This window comes from Zavarzinella sp., from assembly GCA_041399155.1.
In the GTDB taxonomy this organism is placed as follows: Bacteria; Planctomycetota; Planctomycetia; order Gemmatales; family Gemmataceae; genus JAWKTI01.
In genome coordinates this window covers 1,135,715-1,152,635 of sequence record JAWKTI010000001.1, presented here as the reverse complement: position 1 = coordinate 1,152,635, position 16,921 = coordinate 1,135,715, and the positions used below count along the sequence as shown (strand labels likewise).

Here is a 16,921-nt window from a genome sequence, read left to right as displayed (position 1 = left end):
TTGCTGAATCAGGTGATTGTCAGTTTTCCTTAACTGGCTGCAAAACTTACTTACGATGATGGTGATGTAGGTTTTTGTTGAAATTCTTTTGTCCCTTCCGGCGAGAGGATGCGAATTAACGCCCAGCCACCCAGCGGTAAACCGACAAAACCGCAACAGGTTGCCACATTCAGGATGGAAGCGATGGCTCCCGTCAAAGCAATACGCCGATAGCGCCTGGTTACCAGGCACACCCCGCCGATGGTGGTAAGCACACTCAGCAGGGTGGTGACAGTCTTGAACCAGGGTAACCATTTCACGGCAATCGGAATATGGTTGACCAGATCTGCCTGACGATCCAGTCTTCGCACACGGGCCTCATCTTTTTCAGGTGTTTTATCTGCCTCTTTCCCTAGTTGTTCCGCATGCATTTGCATGTTCGAACGTGTTCGTTCCGCATATCCCTTTGGGTCTACCCATGCCTGTGCTGCATCCACGCCGTTCAGCACCATACCAGTACTTCCGATCATCAGCAACAACAGGCCAGGAAGCATCAATCGGGATTGCAGGGGATTCCAACGCAATAAGGTCAGTTGAATACTGCCTGCTTCTGACAATCCCGATGCTTGCAACAATGATTTACAGAATGGGCAGCGGAGCGGTTTGCCCACCAATTCCTGTGGGACACGTATTTCCTTGTGACATGATGGACAATTAGCTGCGATCAACGAAAAATTACCCCAGGGTCGGTTGTTCCTGCACAGACCAGCAGCGTGCTTAGCTGCGTGGTCATCAAGTCGATTGTTTACAAGCTATCATAGGAAGGTAAACTGATGCTGGTATCTGTGAAATTGTCTGAAAAAGGTGGCTCACTGCCGATTTATTTCCACAACCTAATCACTCGGACATTTCTGCGGTAATATTTCCATTCGAATATACGTTCTGAATATCGTCGTTATCATCCAGTGTTTCGAGCAACTTTACCAGTTTTTTGCCAGTTTCGACATCCAGTTCCACCTGATTGCTGGGGATCATTGCCAGCTCTTCCGTAGTGGGATGGATTCCTTTCGCATGAAGTGCTGCCTGCAAACCGTTGAATGCGGAAACGTCGCAAGTTACTTGAAAATGATCTCCATCTCTTTGTAGATCTTCGGCACCATTTTCCAGCACAATATTCATGAGTGTTTCTTCATTTGTTGCCTCACCTTCAATCAGAAACAGCCCTTTCCGAGTAAACAGGTAACCCACACAGCCAGGGTTACCCATGTTGCCGCCACCTTTTTCGAAGATTTTTCGCACTTCGCCATTGGTGCGGTTGCGGTTATCGGTCAGCACATCGCAAATAATTGCCACCCCACCTGGTCCAAATCCCTCGTAGACCAGTTCCTCCATCTGTTCGCCACCCAGTTCCCCCGTGCCACGTTTGATAGCCCGTTCAATATTTTCACGTGGCATCGAAACCGCACGTGCTTTGTCGATGGCGTATCGCAATTTCAAATTGGCATCAGGATCGCCCCCACCGTTACGTGCGGCAATAATGATGTAACGACTCAGCTTACTGAATAATTTTCCACGTTTGGCATCAACGATTGATTTTTTTCTGGAAATATTTGCCCAGTGGGAATGGCCAGCCATTCGCTAACTCCTTATATGAAAATACTTTACGATGATACAATATTCAGATAACTGTCATTGCATCTTGAAGCCAATCAGGCTATATTATGAAAAAATGATGAGAGCATTATGGCACCGCTCTCCCACATTTTTTGGTTTCAAGACAGATTATCGCTTGTAAACTGTGCGTACAGCTATCATACTAAAAGTTGGCCAAGTGCTTGGGGGTGCGGTAAACCGTACCCCTTCCGTTATTTGTGTAGAAAAGGTTCTGTGGCATGTACGATCGCTCTTATACATTTCTGAAAGACATCCTGGAGACTCCCAGTCCCTCCGGCTTTGAGCAGCCGGTTCAAGGAGTGGTGCGGTCTTGGTCGAGCGAGTTTGCCGATCACATTCAGACAGATGTGCATGGCAATGTGATTGCCAGCCTGCAACCGAAAGACCCCGGCTCCGCTCCCCTGCGGGTGATGTTTGCAGGGCACTGCGATCAGTTGGGTTTGATGGTAGAATACATTGATGCTAACGGCTATTTGTACTTTCAGCCGATTGGTGGCTGGGATGTGGCTGTCGCGATTGGGCAACGGATGACAGTCTGGTCGAAATCCGGCCCATTAACTGGCTTGATCGCCCGCAAAGCCCCGCACCTGTTGACACCCGAAGAACGGAACAAAGTGCCACAGATACACGAACTTTGGCTCGATATTGGTGTCCGAAATAAAGAAGAAGCCAGTGAGCTCGTGCAGTTAGGTGACCCGGTTACTGTAGAACTGGGATTCCGTGAAATGCTCAACGGGAATGTAACCAGTCCCGCCATGGACGATAAGGTGGGTGTTTGGGTGGCATTTGAAGCACTCCGTTTGTTGCATCAGCGTGATCGGCGGTCGGCAGTTTATGCTGTTTCCACCGTTCAGGAAGAAATCGGCCTTCGTGGGGCAACCACCAGTGCGTATTCCGTGCAGCCCCACGTAGGGATTGCAATTGATGTGACCCACGCAACGGATACACCTGGATCAGAAAATAAACAGATTGGCGATGTGAAATTAGGTGGGGGCCCCGTGTTGTATCGTGGGCCCAATATTAACCCCCACGTTTTTGCCCACCTGGAGGCTGCTGCCAAGCGGGCAGAAGTCCCATATCAGGTTCGTGGGGCCAATCGAGCAACAGGCACCGATGCCAATGCAATCCAACTATCTCGTGGTGGAGTGGCAACGGGCCTAATTGGTATTCCGAACCGCTATATGCACAGCCCGGTAGAAATGGTTCATACAGATGATTTGATTAATGCCGCCATATTGTTAGCTGAATTCGCAGCTTCGGTGGATGAAACGACCAATTGGATCCCCTAATTCCAGGATCTGTCTACAAATCATCAAGTTTCAAGTGAGATAAGCGTATCTGCACGAAAGAGATACGTTGGGGAGAATGATCATGATCGAAGAACGAATTCCGATGACCCGCGAAGGTTATGACAACCTGAAAGCGGAATTGTCGCAGATGGAATCCCATTTGCTGGAGATCACCCGTCGGGTTGCCACCGCACGCGAAATGGGCGATCTGAGCGAAAATGCAGAATACCACGCTGCCCGTGAAGATCAGGGAATGCAGCAGGCAAAAATAGATCAGTTGAAAGGGAAACTGGCCCGAGCCACCATTATTGATCCGAATTCTCTTCCGCGGGATGTTGTTGTGTTTGGGTGTACGGTGACCATCAAGGACATGGACACCAAAGATGAAGATACCTATCAATTGGTTGGCCCGGGGCAGGACGATCCGGACGAAAATAAGATTTTAACCTCCAGCCCCATTGGACGTGGATTACTGGGGAAAAAGAAAGGCGATATTGCAGAAATTGAAGTTCCAAAAGGATTGAAACGCTTCAAAATTCTGAAGATTGCCTTTGAATAACCCACCACTGTAAATGCAACAGGAGTCTGCAATGAAATGGATGATCGTCGGTGCTGCACTATGCATCAGTTCTTTCGCAGTGAACGCAGAAGAACCGAAGAAAAAGCAGCCCCCTACGTTTGAAGTGCCTTACCGCCTGACCGATACCAAGCACGTCCTGGTGCGGGCCAAAATTAATAATAAAGGGCCGTTTAACTTTATTATCGACACAGGCGCGCCTGCGATGATTATGACCGAAGAAATCGCCAAAAAAGTGGGTGCCAAAACCGACAAGGGCTGGGCGGATTTTGATTCGGTCGTGTTAGAAGGTGGACTGAAACTGGACAAGCCACGCGGCCTGGCGATCGACATGTTTCAGTTGAAAGGAATGAATTCGATGGGGTTGGCGGGCTGCGAACTGCATGGCGTCATTGGATACAACATTTTGTCTCGTTATCGGATTGTTTACGATTTTAATGAAGACAAGTTGTTATGGACACCTGTTGATATTGAACTGCCTGAACCCAAGCGGATCACTGGGAAAGAAAAAGATTCGGGTCAGTCCAGCCTGGAAATGATGGGCACAATGATGAAGTTCCTGGCGGCATTCAGTGGAATCAAACCAAATTATGCCGTCAACCAGCGTGGCTTCGTGGGTGCAGAATTAGGTATTACGAAAGAAGGTGTGATTGTGAAACAGATTCTGGCCAACAGTCCTGCTGCCAAATCCGGTTTACAAGTAGGGGACTTGATCGTTTCGAAAGGCAAAATCGAAGCTGCAACGATTGAAAAATTACTGGATTCCTTCAGCAAACTTGGTTCTGACAGTATTGTTGCACTGACTGTGTTACGGGGTGGGAAAGAAACCAAACTCGAAATGACACTTGGAAAGGGGATCTAATCATGAAAACAATCCTTACCTTACTCTTTTTGAGTTTAGCTTTACACGCGGATACCAAACCGCTGGTGAAACCCGCTGAAGCGGTGGTGGTTCCATTTGAACTTGTTTCTTCCGGCCACTTCATCGTCAAAGTGAAACTGGATGGAAATGGCCCTTACAATCTGATTTTTGATACGGGTGCCCCCACTTCTTTGATCAGCCCCCGCATTGCGAAAGATGCGGGCTTGCTTGCAAAAGCCAAAGATAAACCACTTATCCCTCTGTTTGGGATGATGGGGAACGCACAAATTGCCAAGTTCCAGGTGGGAAGTCTGGTTGCAGAAAACACATCCGCTCAGATCATGGATCACCCCACAGTGAAACTGTTTTCCGAAGAATACAAGGAAAAATATGGTTCCATCGAAGGAATTGTGGGCTTCCCGTTCTTCAGCCAGTTCCGCATGTCGGTAGATTATGCCAAAAAAGAACTGACTTTTGTGCCCAACGGTTACAAAAGTGAAGATGTAATGCAGGCTATGATGAACCGTATGATGTCGTCGATGTCTGGGAAACAGGAACCGAAAATTGTGGGTGCTGGCGCCCTGCTGGGTTTCGACATTCAGAACGATGACGATGATGAAGCCAATGGCGTGATTGTTTCCAATGTTTTCCCAGAAAGTCCCGCAGCTAAAGCGGGATTGAAAAAAGGTGATAAACTTCTCACAATTGGTGGTCGGTGGACCGATACTGTCGATGACACCCTGATTGCTGCATCTTTTGTTAAACCCAAACAGAAAGCAGTGGTTGAAATCTTACGTGGTGGCAAATCTATGGTTCTTACGGTGGTGCCCGCTTCCGGTTTTTAAAATCCACTGCAAAAATGAGTTTTTCTCATTCTTTTTCACTTTTGCCTCGCTGGCGGCCATTGATCTTCCATTAACAACGCAGACAATCTAGCTGCTGCCTGCCAGGCACGCTCCTGTTCCTGGAGAAATTCCAGTCTTGTGTTGACCAGGTTCTGCTGCACCAGAGTAATATCGTTGAAAGGCAACTGCCCCTGTTGAAAGGCTTTCAATGATTGCTGGTACAAATCCTCAATCCGAGGGAGTATTTTTTCCTGATACTGCTTTACCTTTGCTAACCCCGCAGCGTAATCCTGGTAAGTTTTTGCTACACCTTCCGCCAGCTCCAACTGCACCACTTCCAGTTGTTTCTGAGCAATATGAATTCCCATTCGTGCGGCGAAAATATTTCCCTCGTTGCGATTCCAACTGGGAATGGGTACTGATACTCCCAGCGTCCAGTCGTGGGATTTATTCTGCCCCTGATATACGTATCCAGTGGAAACAGTCACATTTGGGATCACATCGGCGTTCGCTTTGGCGAGCTGGGCGGTTCGCTGTTCAATTTCCACCTGAAATCGGCGGACTCTGGGGTGAATTTGCAGCACCACGGACCGGAGTTGGTCAGCATCGTAAACGGGCACAGGCTGATCAAGTAAACTGCCCAATAATTGTGGGGGAAGCTGCAGATCGCCAGCGACTGCGGCAAGTGCCTGAAAAGCGGCCACCAGTTGTGCTGAAATTGCCAGCTCTTCTGCTCGGATCCGTTCCAGGGCCACTTCCTGCCTTAACAACGCCAGTTTGGGCAGAAGATTATTTTCAAAAAGTGCCTGCGAGTTCTTTGTGGCGGTTTCGGTCAGTTGAACCAGATCAGCATAGACCTGGGCTCTCCTTTGTAAGCAGATCACAGCGATATACTGGGCTCGGATGCTGCCGATTAATTCGTATCGTTCTTCCAGCAGACGCAAATTGGCACCATCGACTTCTTTGGCAGCCACCGCCTGACCGAGGGAAAGTTTTGATGCTGTGACGATTTCCTGGCTGATTCCAGGGATGGTGAGAATGCCAACTGGGCCCTGAACATCTCCCAGCTCATCCCCAACCAGGTTTAACACAGGATTGGGGTACAACCCCGCCTGATAGTGGTAGCCTTTTGCTTGCTCTACAACAAACCCTGCCTTCCCTAATCGTGGGTGCGTGGCCAGGGAACGCGAAATAAGATCATCCAGCCCTAATGCACGGAAGTTATTTACAGGTAAGTCTTTACGCAAATTTTCTTCTTTGTTTTTGTCAACGACGATTGCCTGGGCCTGGACCACCCTATCGACTGCAAAAGGAACTTTTTTCTGCTGAGCTACAATCTGATGAACGTCAGCACAAAAGCAGAACAATGCAAAAGATATAACACCCAAACGAATATTGAAATTCATATGTCTACGCCACTCTGCAATCAATCATCAGCGATTATCGGCTTTTCAGGTGCCGGTGCGTGATTCTTTGTTACCACCCGCAGAAGTTCACTATTTTGAAAGAACAAAAATATGAAAAAAATTCTATAATCGGGAATTTTTGGGGAACAAAATTACATGTTCAAGCGTCTACTAATCAGCGGTGGAATATTTTGGTTCCGAACTGCACTTTGATTTTGCATCTGTGGGAGGTTTTGTAGCGATGTTTCATTGATATAACGTAATGCATGGACAAAATTTCGGATGTTCTGATTGTCGGTGGGGGAGTTATTGGCCTGACATGCGCCTATCACCTTGCCAGCAAAGGACTTACAGTAACGCTGGTTGATCGGCGATCCCCCGGTAAAGAAGCATCCTGGGCTGGTGCAGGGATCGTCCCACCTGGGAATCCACAGTTCGCTTCAACAGGTTATGAACAATTGCGTGCACTCAGCACCAGTCGATTTGCCGAATTTTGTGCCCAGCTACAGGAACGAACAAATCTTTCCAGCGGCTTCAGGAAATGTGGTGGGCTTGTTTTGCTCCACCACGATGAGATTGCTGAAACAATGTCCCATTGGGTAGCGGAAGGGATTGAATGTCAGGAGATTTCTGATCCTGACATTCAATCCTGCGAACCTGGTCTGCGCATTCCACAGCATCATGTTGCTGTTGCACTGCCAACACTGTCCCAGGTGCGTAATCCCTGGCACTTGAAAGCGTTAGAGGAAGGTTGTCGCCGACAAGGTGTGATAATTCTACCCGAAAATGAGATTGTTGGCTGGCATGGCAAAAAGCAGCACCTGTGTGCCGCCATTGATGAACGTGGGACGCACCTGACTGCAAAGAACTTTGTATTGTGTGCAGGTGCATGGAGTAATCGGCTGTTACCTCCAGGGGTGCCAGCGATGAGCCTTTATCCTGTGAAAGGCCAACTGGTGCAGTTTAAAGCAGAACCCAATACCTTGAAGCACGTGATTGAATTGGATCGGTCGTATCTGGTCCCACGTGGGGATGGTTTGATTCTGGCAGGATCGACAGAAGAACCAGAAGCAGAGTATGATAAACTGCCCACAGAACATGGCACAGAGGTTTTGAAAGAGTTCGCCTGTGCTGTTGTGCCAGCGTTGCAACACTATCCCGTTGTCCGCACCTGGGCTGGATTGCGGCCTGGCACCGCAGACGGTCTGCCTTACATCGGCAAATCAAATGCATGGGATAATCTGATACTTGCCACAGGTCATTTCCGAGCTGGCATTCAACTGTCTATTGCGACTGCGGAAGTTGTTGAAGACCTGATCATTGGAACCACTCCACGGCTGGAGGTAGATATGTTTCGACTGGATCGACCTGCGGCACCGCGATATCTGCCAGCATTTCGATCCTGAATCGTGTGGTAAAGTTGTATGTGCCGAGAAAGGGGGTAACTGATGGAAGGCGTCGATCACCGGATTGTCATCAGCCAGCTAGCAGACCAATTCAGCTGGCTGGAAGATCATTGGCGCGATTCCGAACAGGCACCACCCAAAGTGCTGCGGCTACGATTTGGTGCGGCACTGGTACGCAATGTCATTGGCCCATGGATTGATGGTCAGGGTGCCCTCCCACTCCATATCGCTGTGGTTGGTGGTGCGGGCACCGGTAAAAGTACTGTCGTAAATTTTTTGCTGGGCGGCATGATTGCTGAAGCCAATCCCCAGGCTGGCTATACCAGGCACCCGATTGGTTATATCGGACAACAAGGCCCTTCCACGTGGGCTGGGCATTTGGGCTTTCTGGGACCACTGCGAAAACTGGATACCGTAGCACCCGCGAATCTGGACGAAGATGTTTACCAGATTCGGCAGACGAGTACCATGGATACAGGGATGACCGATTTTGTGGTCTGGGACTGTCCGGATATGACCACATCAGCAGCAGGGGGTTATCTCTTACGCTTGTACGAAGTAACCGCACTGGCAGATCTGGTGATCTTCGTTGCATCTGATGAACGGTATAACGATGAAGTACCCACAGATTTTCTGGGGCAAATGCTGGCTGCTGGAAAACAGGTACTGGTCGTGCTGACTAAAATGCGTCCGAACCAGGTGGATACTCTTCGGGAACATTTTCGCCAGGAAGTACTGCAGCGCCGGGCGAATTCGAGTGAGCATGCAGGAACCATTCCTGTGTTGGCAATTCCTTTTTTACCCAAGGAACATTTAGAAAACCCCAGTCTGGCTTCGGAATATCGCATCCCACTGTTGAATGAGGTGCAGGTAAGCCTGAATGGTGAAATCGCCCGCAAACGATCTGTTTTGCAAGGGATGCACTACCTGCAGACTCTTGGCAATAGTCTTGCAGAAATGGCCAAAAGCGACCTGTCGGCAATCGAAGAATGGCGGAGTGCGGTGTATACTTGCAAACTGAAATATGAAGAAGCGTATCAACTAGAGTTTTTGAACAACGCCCAGTTTCAACGATTTGATGATGCCAAGGAACAACTTCTGCAATTGCTGGAACTTCCAGGTGCTGGAAAAGGTTTGTCATTTACGCTGGGGCTCTTGCGCTGGCCCTACTTGCAGCTACGAAAATTGATTGGGAAAATCATTGCCCGCCCCGCCTCGCCCATGGGCACCGAAACGCGTGTGATTGAAAATGCCTGGAATGGCTGGCTGGATGAATTGAAAGCAACGGCAATTGCCAAATCGGGCCAGCACCCGATCTGGCGACATGTAGCCCAATCTTATTCGCATCGCTTCGCGGCAGAATCCCGCGAGCAGTTTCAGGCTGTTTTTCGACATTATCAGTTCAGTTCAGCAGAAGAAATTGAAAATGCGGCGCGCAGAGTGTGTCAATCGCTTGAAAAACGGCCCCGCGTGCTGGCTGGGATACGGGCTGGGATTCTTCTGCTGGATGTTGCGGCAATTGTCGCCGCGTTTTTGCTGGGTGGGTTCAACTGGCCCACCATCATTTATATCGTGGTATTTGTGTCATTAATTCATCAGATCATTGAACTGTTTGTGTGGCAGATGGTTGAATCACGACGACGTGCTTTTCACGATCATAAACTTCATTTAATGACGGCTGGCATCAGCCACCCATTAAGTGAATGGCTTTCTCAATGGCCAGTGACAGGTGGATCCACATACGAAAAACTTCATTATGCACTGAAAACAATCCCGGAATCGATCCTCCAACTTTCCCAGTTAATTGACAAGCGTTCGCAATCATGAGTGAAGACCCCAACGATCTGAATCCACCCGAACCGATTTTACGGACGTTGTCGCCGCTGATGCATCGACTGGAACGGGATTTACGTGGCTGGTTTCAAGGCCCCCACCTGTTGCCAATGGGGATGATTCCCCAGGCCAGTATGACCGGTATGCTGGCAGATTTATCGCGCAAGGGTGAAGAATTCGCAGTGGAAAAACCTTTGCTGATCATCATGCTGATGGGCGGTACTGGTGTGGGGAAATCCACGCTGATGAATGCCCTGGCAGGCGATGCGGTGGCTCAGGCATCGTTTACTCGGCCCACCACACGAGATCCAGTGGTGTATTATTACGAGACAGTAAAACCGGAACAGTTAGCGAAGCCACTGCGACACTGTAAGCTGGTGCCCCACGACCGCACCGAACTGGCGCAGAAAGTCATCGTAGATACGCCAGACCTGGATAGTAATGACCTGGGAAATCGCGAAAAGCTACTAGCTCTTCTGCCAGTGGCCGATATCGTGCTGTACGTCGGTTCGCAGGAAAAATACCACGATCAGCTCGGGTGGGAATTGTTCAAGCAGCACCGTAAACGACGTGCATTTGCATTTGTATTAAACAAGTGGGATCGCTGTACCCATGCGATTTCCAGTGGGGTCCGCCCTGATCTGGATTTACTGGCCGATTTGCAGAAAGAGGGTTTTCAAGATCCAAAATTATTTCGGGTAGTAGCACAGGCATGGGTGGATGCCCGTACCAACAAAGTGGAGCCAGAAATCCCGGAGGGAGAGCAATTTACCGAACTGCAGCAATGGCTGGAACTGGGTTTGACCCGGGTAGAAATTGAAGCGATCAAGGCAAAAGGGGTGAATCAACTGATGGAACAGTTGCAGCAATCACTGCAAGCTGCCATCCCACCCGAGTTTATGCAGGAAGGCATGCTGACAGAGAATGGCTGGAAAGCAATTCTGGAGAAAGAAGCCGATGAGTTTGCTGAAATCCTGTGTAACACGCTGGAACCGCATTCCAATGAAATTGAGCATCATTTCCGGCTGGAAATTCAGCAGCGTTACCGTGGATTAATGGCAGCATATGCGAAATTGACCACTAAAATTCGCTTTGTTGGCTCGCGTTTGCAAACCCGCCTGCCAATTGTGCCGAAAATGGAGTCCCCCACAGAAACGAAGGCGGACTGGACTCTGACAGCGTTTGCCCACGAATGCACCCGCACTGCCAGTGACCGAGTCTTGATCCAACGCACCAATGCCCTCGCTAACAAGTTATTATTGGAAGCAGATCGTCATCGCCTGCCGATTCAACTGATTAATGGCCCCACCCAGTCTGCTGTGCGGTACGATTGGGAAACAGTTTACGATCAGGCAATCGTGGAATCCTTACGTGAAGTTGAACGGGCTCTGACCGAGCCAAAACATGGGAAGAAAGCATTACAGATGGGATTGATTTCAGCAGCAAACATCCTGCCGGAAATTACGTTTATTGCAGCCTTGATTGTCCTGTTGTGGCGATACTTCATGAAATCAGAAATCGGTTCGGTGTTTGATATCGCCCTGCCCTTCCTGCTGACCCTGGTGGTGTTGATTTTCTTCCACTTGCTCATTGCATTGCTGTTGCCCTTACGCTGGGCTGCAGTAAAAGAAGATTTTCGACAGGAGTTGGGCACTCGCTTACAAGCGGAACTGCTGAAAGTGTATCTGGCCATCCCACGTGACGCATTGAAGAATCTGCGTGAGGAGCGTGAATTGATTCAGCGACTTCAGAATGAAATTGTTGAAATTCAACAGTGGATGGAAAAGCAACAACAGCAGGCAACCATTGCTGGTCTGTATGGGGCGCCGTAACAACAGGTTATTTCCAGGTGCAGTCCATAATTACGGCATCATCCCGCGGTGTCAGTAATGCCATTCCGTGCTGGGCAGGCAACAGATAAGCGTAACCGTTTTTTGCAACAATGCTGGTATTTCCCGCCACAATTTCCACACTGCCCTGCAGTGGGACTATCGCACGAGCAACACCTTGATTACCAATGAACAATGGCTCCTGGATCTCAATTTCGTTGAATGTAAAATAAGGACAATCAACTAGGCGTGCGGTGGTGGTCTGACCTTTCAATGCCAAAGTTGGTTCGATCGGTTCACACCGCAAAATGGAAAAATCAGTCGCTTCCAGTCCTTTGTCGATATGCAGGGTGCGAGGTTGTTTCGTTACCGGATCAACCCGCCCCCAATCGTACAGCCGATAGGTGATGTCCGATGTTTGCTGAATCTCAAATAGCAGAATGTTCTTACCGATGGCGTGGATCGTGCCCGCCTTCAGAAAATAGCAACCACCAGGTTCGGGCCTGCTCTGATTCAGGTATTCCAGCACCGTGTTACTATCAATGGCAACCCGAAAGGCCTCCGAACTACATCGCTTGCTGAAACCCGCATAAATTATTGAATCATCAGCACAATCGATGATTCGCCAGGCTTCCGTTTTGCCCACACTGCTACTGGTGGGTTCCAGTTTTTTTGCAAGTTCGTTCGTCGGATGCACTTGAACTGATAGTTCCGTGCGGGCATCAATCAGCTTTAGCAGCACAGGAAACCGCTGTGATTTGGAAACCCCAATCAGTTCATCCCTGCAGGAATCCATTAAGTCCCGAAGATTTCTGCCAGCCAACGGGCCTGTAGAAACCACACTGGGATCAGACGCGGTATCTGACAACAGCCATGCTTCACCGATCAGGTCATCCGTGGGAGGAACCTGTAGAAATTTCTGCAACCTGTTCCCTCCCCAGATTGCGGGTTTGAGAATCGGTTCAAACGGGATGATTGGTGGTAAATCTACCATAAAGATTTTACACCCCAGACGATGGTTTTGGTTGAGTGAACAAAGATACGATGATCAGCACCAGAAAGCTGAGCGGAATCGTGACAATCCCCGGCTGGTTAAACGGGATAGGTGATAGATCTGCCGGTAAGTTGTATACCGATTTAAATGTATCGCCGCTCAGTAAAATCCAGCCAAGTGAAAACAACATTCCCAAACTGACAGAAGCAATTACCCCCTGACGAGTGGTGCGTTTCCAGAACAATAACATGATCAACGCGGGCAAATTGGCTGACGCAGCAACACTGAACGCCCAACCAACAAGGAAATTCACATTTAACTTTTCAAACAGAATCCCCAAAACGATGGCGATGCAGCCCACCGCCACAGCGGTTATTCGTCCAAATCGAACCTCCTCGGCATCAGTCATTTTCCATTTTAAGTAACCATTAAAGACATCGTGCACCACTGCACCACTGGCGGCAACGATCAACCCACTGACTGTTCCAAGCACTGTGGTGAATGCAACGGCAGAAATAATGGCAAACGGCCATTCACCAAAGCTACGGGCCAGCAGTGGGGCCGCCATATTGCTGTTGGTAACATCAATAGAACCACCTGTCATCGCCCCAAGACCCATAAAGAGCGTCAGCACGTAGAAGCAGCCAATAGCAGCGATGCCCACAACAGTGCTTTTTCTGGCAGATGCGGTGTCTTTCACCGTGTAATACCTGATCAGAATGTGGGGCAATGAAGCAGTGCCACAAAACAACGCCAGCATTAATGAGTAAAAATTAATCTTTGCCAGCCAGGAATCCTGTTGCAAACCCTGAAACGTGGGGCTGTTACCCGGTCGAAGAATGTCGGCACCCGGGGTAACTTTCGCTTGATACGTCGTAGTTACCGAACCATCTTCAGCACGTTGCTGATTCGCTTTCCAGAGAACGATATCACTCGCACGCAATATCGCCAGGTATTCGACTGGTCCCAGCGGACCAGTTTCCATTTTTCCATCAGGCAATCGCTGAACATGGCCCACTGGCCTTAAAGTGGCTTCGCCCGGTCCCGTGCCAATCGGCAGTCCATTGACCAGCCGTTTCCCGTCTGGTTGAACGGTAATGGACTGCGATTGACTGGCATTTGGTGATTGATCGACCTTCAGCCCACGCTGCAAGATCATCACCGTAAGGATGCCGCTGAACACCAGCAACATGGAACCTTTAAAGAATTGTACATAGGTGGTGGAAGCCATACCAGCAGTTGCGACGATGAAAATGACTATCGCACCCACCATCAGCACACCAGCCCAGTGTGGGAATCCAAGCAGTGGGCGAATCAGAACTCCTGCACCCACCATTTGTGGGATCAGATAGAACACGCTGACCACCAGAGTACTGATCGCGACGACCAGTTTTACCCCACGGGATTGGAATTGGTGGTTCAGAGCATCGGCAAACGTGTAGCGTCCCAAACGGCGAAGTGGTTCCGCAATGACCAACAGTGCGACAATCCAGCCTGCCAGATAGCCAATGGAATACAGAAAGCCATCGTAGCCATAGAAAGCAATCATCCCGCATATGCCTAAAAAAGAGGCAGCAGAGAGGTAATCTCCAGCAAAGGCAATGCCGTTCACGAACCACGACACCCCCCCACCTGCGGCATAATAGTTCGCGGAGCTGCCCGATTTGCGGCCCAGATACCAGCTTAAGCCCAAAGTTACGGCAACAAATGCCATAAAAATCAGCACCGCCGTAGTTGTTGGTTCGTAGATCACGATTTGCCTCCACTGGGGTTGCGGCAAATAAAACTGTATATCAGGGCGATCAGAAACGCACCAAAGATTAAAGCCATTCCACTGACAACCGCCCAATTCAGACCAGAAAATGCATCACCTGCCATCCATTGCGGCTTCCAGGCGCTGATCACGACATAGGCACCATAGAACAGCAGATAAAGTGCAAACAACCATAAGCCCACGCGTCGATTGCGAAGAACAGTTTTCTCGCTGATCGATTCCGCCGGTGGGAGGTTACCGCGGGTTGGTCCAGCCACGTTGTTTTCTCTCCGAATCTTTTGAAAAAATTCCAATTACAGAATCAAACAGCAACTGATAACACGACTCGGTATGCCCGGTCAACGAAAATAGGGCAGAATTCGGCCAGAAGAGGAACTTTTTCCCCTCATCTGATTTTCGTTGCAAAAACCCTGTCACTTGTGAACACAGGGATACAGAAAATTTAGAAAAACTGTACAATTACATATTAATTCTTGTTGAGGAGGTATTCCCCGGTATGAAAATTGTTGTTGGAAGTGATCATCGTGGGTTTGCAATTAAAGCAAAAACGATCGATTTACTTCGCAAGCTAGGTCTCGAGGTGGTTGATCAGGGTGCGTTCAATGGTGAAGACCCTGCAGACTACCCGGATTATGCGATTCCAGTCGCTGAGGCGGTAGCACGTGGCGACGCAGACCGGGGAATATTAATCTGTGGAACGGGGTTTGGAATGTGCATCGCTGCCAACAAAGTTGCTGGCGTGCGTGCGGTCACCTGTCGAGACCAGATTGAAGCGGAGTTGAGTCGTCGGCACAATGATGCCAACATTCTCTGCTTTTCCGCTGATTTCCTGGGTAATGATGATGCAGAGCGGATGGTAAAAATCTGGATTGAAACAGAATTCGAAGGTGGTCGACATGACCGCCGACTGTTGAAAATCAGAGACTATGAAGCAAACCACTAGAGAACGACTTTTCGAAACCAATTGATTATATAATGAAATAATTATACAACTGTCGACACGGTTCACTTCTGGGTAGTTTCATGAATTTTTCGCTCCCCACACTCACTGGAACGATTGCATTTGTTGTGCTGGTGATCGATATCATTACGATCTGGCGTGTACTGAACAGCAAGCGAGAACCCACTTCGACCATTGCCTGGTGCCTTCTGGTATTACTCATCCCATTTTTTGGGTTTCTCATTTTTTATCTCTTTGGCAGGAACACAATTGCCAAACCAATCGGAGAAAAACGACGCAAGTCATTATCTTACAGGTCCTTACGAAAAGGTCGTCAAGCCGTAAACCCGGAAAACACCGAGATCGTTCGCCTGGCAGCAAAGGTGGGTGCCTCCCCACTGATTGCAGGGAATTCCATTGCACTTTATCATGACGGCCAAACAGCATTTGAAGCGATGATTGAGGCGATTTCAGCGGCAAAACACCACATTCATCTGGAAATGTTTATCTTTCGAAACGATCGGCTGGGCAACCAGTTTGTTGATTTGTTAATCGAAAAAGCAAAAGCGGGTGTCGAAGTTCGGTTTTTATACGATGCTATTGGCTCATGGAAACTCCAGCGTAAAACGATCCGCGATTTAAAACTGTCAGGTGTAAAAGTTTCGCCTTTTCTTACCCTGCTCAACCCACTGTGGCGACGATTTCAGATCAACTTGCGTAACCACCGGAAGATTCTGGTCGTAGATGGGCAGATCGGCTTCACGGGCGGGTTTAATATCGGCACTGAATACCTCGGGGAATCGTCTTTTTTCGGAAACTGGCGAGATACTTTGATCGAAGTTCGCGGACCTGGCGTTCGTTCAATGCAGGAACTGTTTGCCGAAGACTGGGATTTTGCCTGTGGTGAAAGGCTGGAAGCAGAAAAGTATTTTCAATCAACCAATTCTGGCACTCATGCAGTGCAGCTTGCCTGGTCTGGACCCGATCAGGAAATTAAAGCCATCCGCGAAATTTACCTGGCGGCGATGATGCAGGCCAAAAGCCGTATCTGGTTGGTCACGCCATATTTCGTGCCAGATACCGCACTAATGGATGCCTTAATCATCGCTGCACGCATGGGGCGAGATGTGCGGATTGTGTTGCCCTTTCGACCAGACAAGTGGGTTCCGCTGCTGGCTTCACGGTACTACTGGTCCACGCTGTTGAGTGCGGGGGTGCAGATCTATCAATACACGGCAGGTTTTATTCATGCCAAATATCTGCTGGTAGATGATTCATGGGCCTCTGTGGGATCAGCTAACTTTGATAACCGCAGCATGTTTCTGAATTTTGAAGTAACCGCAATTCTGCATCATCAGGATCTGATTGCCCCACTCAGTGAACAGTTCCTGAAAGATTGTGAGCTTTCAATTCACCTGCAGGCCGATACCTTTGCCCAAAGGCCGCTCATCAGCAAAATGGCCGAAAATGCCTGCCGCCTGCTGTCGCCAATCCTGTAAACTATTGCCAACGA

General features: G+C 49.0%; 15 protein-coding genes. 9 read left to right on the top strand and 6 right to left on the bottom strand.

The annotated features are described in order from the left end of the window. Positions 1 to 50: 50 nt before the first annotated feature. A complete protein-coding gene (locus tag R3B84_04835) occupies positions 51 to 650 on the bottom strand; it encodes a hypothetical protein (GenBank protein MEZ6139880.1) in 600 nt (199 codons plus the stop codon). 226 nt (positions 651 to 876) lie between these two features. Then, positions 877 to 1,614 (bottom strand): YebC/PmpR family DNA-binding transcriptional regulator, encoded by a 738-nt coding sequence (locus R3B84_04830; GenBank protein MEZ6139879.1) that lies wholly within the window; start codon positions 1,612 to 1,614, stop codon positions 877 to 879. A 257-nt stretch (positions 1,615 to 1,871) separates the two neighbouring features. On the opposite strand from R3B84_04830, the gene R3B84_04825 reads away from it, so the two are divergent. The 4 genes from R3B84_04825 (at position 1,872) to R3B84_04810 (ending at position 5,226) form a co-directional block, all read left to right on the top strand. After that, on the top strand, positions 1,872 to 2,942 hold the full coding sequence (locus R3B84_04825) for a M42 family metallopeptidase (GenBank protein ID MEZ6139878.1): 1,071 nt from the start codon (positions 1,872 to 1,874) through the stop codon (positions 2,940 to 2,942). A gap of 82 nt (positions 2,943 to 3,024) precedes the next feature. Beyond that, complete coding sequence (gene greA, locus R3B84_04820; protein ID MEZ6139877.1) at positions 3,025 to 3,501, top strand: transcription elongation factor GreA; 477 nt, start codon at positions 3,025 to 3,027, stop codon at positions 3,499 to 3,501. 31 nt (positions 3,502 to 3,532) lie between these two features. After that, a complete protein-coding gene (locus R3B84_04815) occupies positions 3,533 to 4,381 on the top strand; it encodes a PDZ domain-containing protein (GenBank protein ID MEZ6139876.1) in 849 nt (282 codons plus the stop codon). A gap of 2 nt (positions 4,382 to 4,383) precedes the next feature. Continuing rightward, positions 4,384 to 5,226, top strand: a complete 843-nt coding sequence (locus R3B84_04810) for a PDZ domain-containing protein (protein ID MEZ6139875.1) — start codon at positions 4,384 to 4,386, stop codon at positions 5,224 to 5,226. Positions 5,227 to 5,261: 35 nt separating this feature from the next. Here R3B84_04810 and R3B84_04805 read toward each other — a convergent pair whose 3' ends face one another. Further along, positions 5,262 to 6,632 (bottom strand): TolC family protein, encoded by a 1,371-nt coding sequence (locus R3B84_04805; protein ID MEZ6139874.1) that lies wholly within the window; start codon positions 6,630 to 6,632, stop codon positions 5,262 to 5,264. Positions 6,633 to 6,898: 266 nt separating this feature from the next. On the opposite strand from R3B84_04805, the gene R3B84_04800 reads away from it, so the two are divergent. From R3B84_04800 to R3B84_04790, 3 genes are read left to right on the top strand one after another with little or no spacing between them, the layout of a single operon-like run. Further along, positions 6,899 to 8,038 (top strand): FAD-dependent oxidoreductase, encoded by a 1,140-nt coding sequence (locus tag R3B84_04800; GenBank protein MEZ6139873.1) that lies wholly within the window; start codon positions 6,899 to 6,901, stop codon positions 8,036 to 8,038. A 42-nt stretch (positions 8,039 to 8,080) separates the two neighbouring features. Then, positions 8,081 to 9,865, top strand: a complete 1,785-nt coding sequence (locus tag R3B84_04795; protein MEZ6139872.1) for a GTPase — start codon at positions 8,081 to 8,083, stop codon at positions 9,863 to 9,865. Continuing rightward, positions 9,862 to 11,703, top strand: coding sequence for a GTPase domain-containing protein (locus R3B84_04790; GenBank protein MEZ6139871.1), 1,842 nt, complete (start codon positions 9,862 to 9,864; stop codon positions 11,701 to 11,703). Before R3B84_04795 ends, R3B84_04790 begins: the two co-directional genes overlap by 4 nt. 7 nt (positions 11,704 to 11,710) lie before the next feature. Here R3B84_04790 and R3B84_04785 read toward each other — a convergent pair whose 3' ends face one another. Genes R3B84_04785 through R3B84_04775 form a run of 3 tightly spaced genes read right to left on the bottom strand, consistent with a single transcriptional unit; the run spans position 11,711 to position 14,725 of the window. After that, complete coding sequence (locus tag R3B84_04785) at positions 11,711 to 12,694, bottom strand: type I phosphomannose isomerase catalytic subunit (GenBank protein ID MEZ6139870.1); 984 nt, start codon at positions 12,692 to 12,694, stop codon at positions 11,711 to 11,713. Positions 12,695 to 12,701: 7 nt separating this feature from the next. Then, the gene (locus R3B84_04780) at positions 12,702 to 14,447 is read right to left on the bottom strand and encodes a cation acetate symporter (protein ID MEZ6139869.1); all 1,746 of its coding nucleotides are present in this window, start codon (positions 14,445 to 14,447) and stop codon (positions 12,702 to 12,704) included. Further along, positions 14,444 to 14,725 (bottom strand): DUF485 domain-containing protein, encoded by a 282-nt coding sequence (locus tag R3B84_04775; GenBank protein MEZ6139868.1) that lies wholly within the window; start codon positions 14,723 to 14,725, stop codon positions 14,444 to 14,446. The genes R3B84_04780 and R3B84_04775 overlap by 4 nt, the downstream gene beginning before the upstream one ends. A gap of 239 nt (positions 14,726 to 14,964) precedes the next feature. On the opposite strand from R3B84_04775, the gene rpiB reads away from it, so the two are divergent. Both rpiB and cls read left to right on the top strand, forming a co-directional pair. Then, complete coding sequence (gene rpiB / locus R3B84_04770) at positions 14,965 to 15,411, top strand: ribose 5-phosphate isomerase B (protein ID MEZ6139867.1); 447 nt, start codon at positions 14,965 to 14,967, stop codon at positions 15,409 to 15,411. A gap of 80 nt (positions 15,412 to 15,491) precedes the next feature. Further along, positions 15,492 to 16,907 carry a cardiolipin synthase gene (gene cls, locus R3B84_04765; GenBank protein MEZ6139866.1) on the top strand — a complete coding sequence of 472 codons (1,416 nt, stop codon included), beginning with the start codon at positions 15,492 to 15,494 and terminating at the stop codon, positions 16,905 to 16,907. Positions 16,908 to 16,921 lie beyond the last annotated feature (14 nt).

Bases quoted from the DNA above. Each gene is read 5' to 3' on its own strand.
- greA (MEZ6139877.1), top strand. From the start codon at position 3,025: ATGATCGAAGAACGAATTCCGATGACCCGCGAAGGTTATGACAACCTG.
- R3B84_04800 (MEZ6139873.1), top strand. From the start codon at position 6,899: ATGGACAAAATTTCGGATGTTCTGATTGTCGGTGGGGGAGTTATTGGC.
- rpiB (MEZ6139867.1), top strand. From the start codon at position 14,965: ATGAAAATTGTTGTTGGAAGTGATCATCGTGGGTTTGCAATTAAAGCA.
- R3B84_04790 (MEZ6139871.1), top strand. From the start codon at position 9,862: ATGAGTGAAGACCCCAACGATCTGAATCCACCCGAACCGATTTTACGG.
- R3B84_04805 (MEZ6139874.1), bottom strand. From the start codon at position 6,632: ATGAATTTCAATATTCGTTTGGGTGTTATATCTTTTGCATTGTTCTGC.
- R3B84_04830 (MEZ6139879.1), bottom strand. From the start codon at position 1,614: ATGGCTGGCCATTCCCACTGGGCAAATATTTCCAGAAAAAAATCAATC.
- R3B84_04795 (MEZ6139872.1), top strand. From the start codon at position 8,081: ATGGAAGGCGTCGATCACCGGATTGTCATCAGCCAGCTAGCAGACCAA.
- cls (MEZ6139866.1), top strand. From the start codon at position 15,492: ATGAATTTTTCGCTCCCCACACTCACTGGAACGATTGCATTTGTTGTG.
- R3B84_04815 (MEZ6139876.1), top strand. From the start codon at position 3,533: ATGAAATGGATGATCGTCGGTGCTGCACTATGCATCAGTTCTTTCGCA.
- R3B84_04810 (MEZ6139875.1), top strand. From the start codon at position 4,384: ATGAAAACAATCCTTACCTTACTCTTTTTGAGTTTAGCTTTACACGCG.
- R3B84_04785 (MEZ6139870.1), bottom strand. From the start codon at position 12,694: ATGGTAGATTTACCACCAATCATCCCGTTTGAACCGATTCTCAAACCC.
- R3B84_04825 (MEZ6139878.1), top strand. From the start codon at position 1,872: ATGTACGATCGCTCTTATACATTTCTGAAAGACATCCTGGAGACTCCC.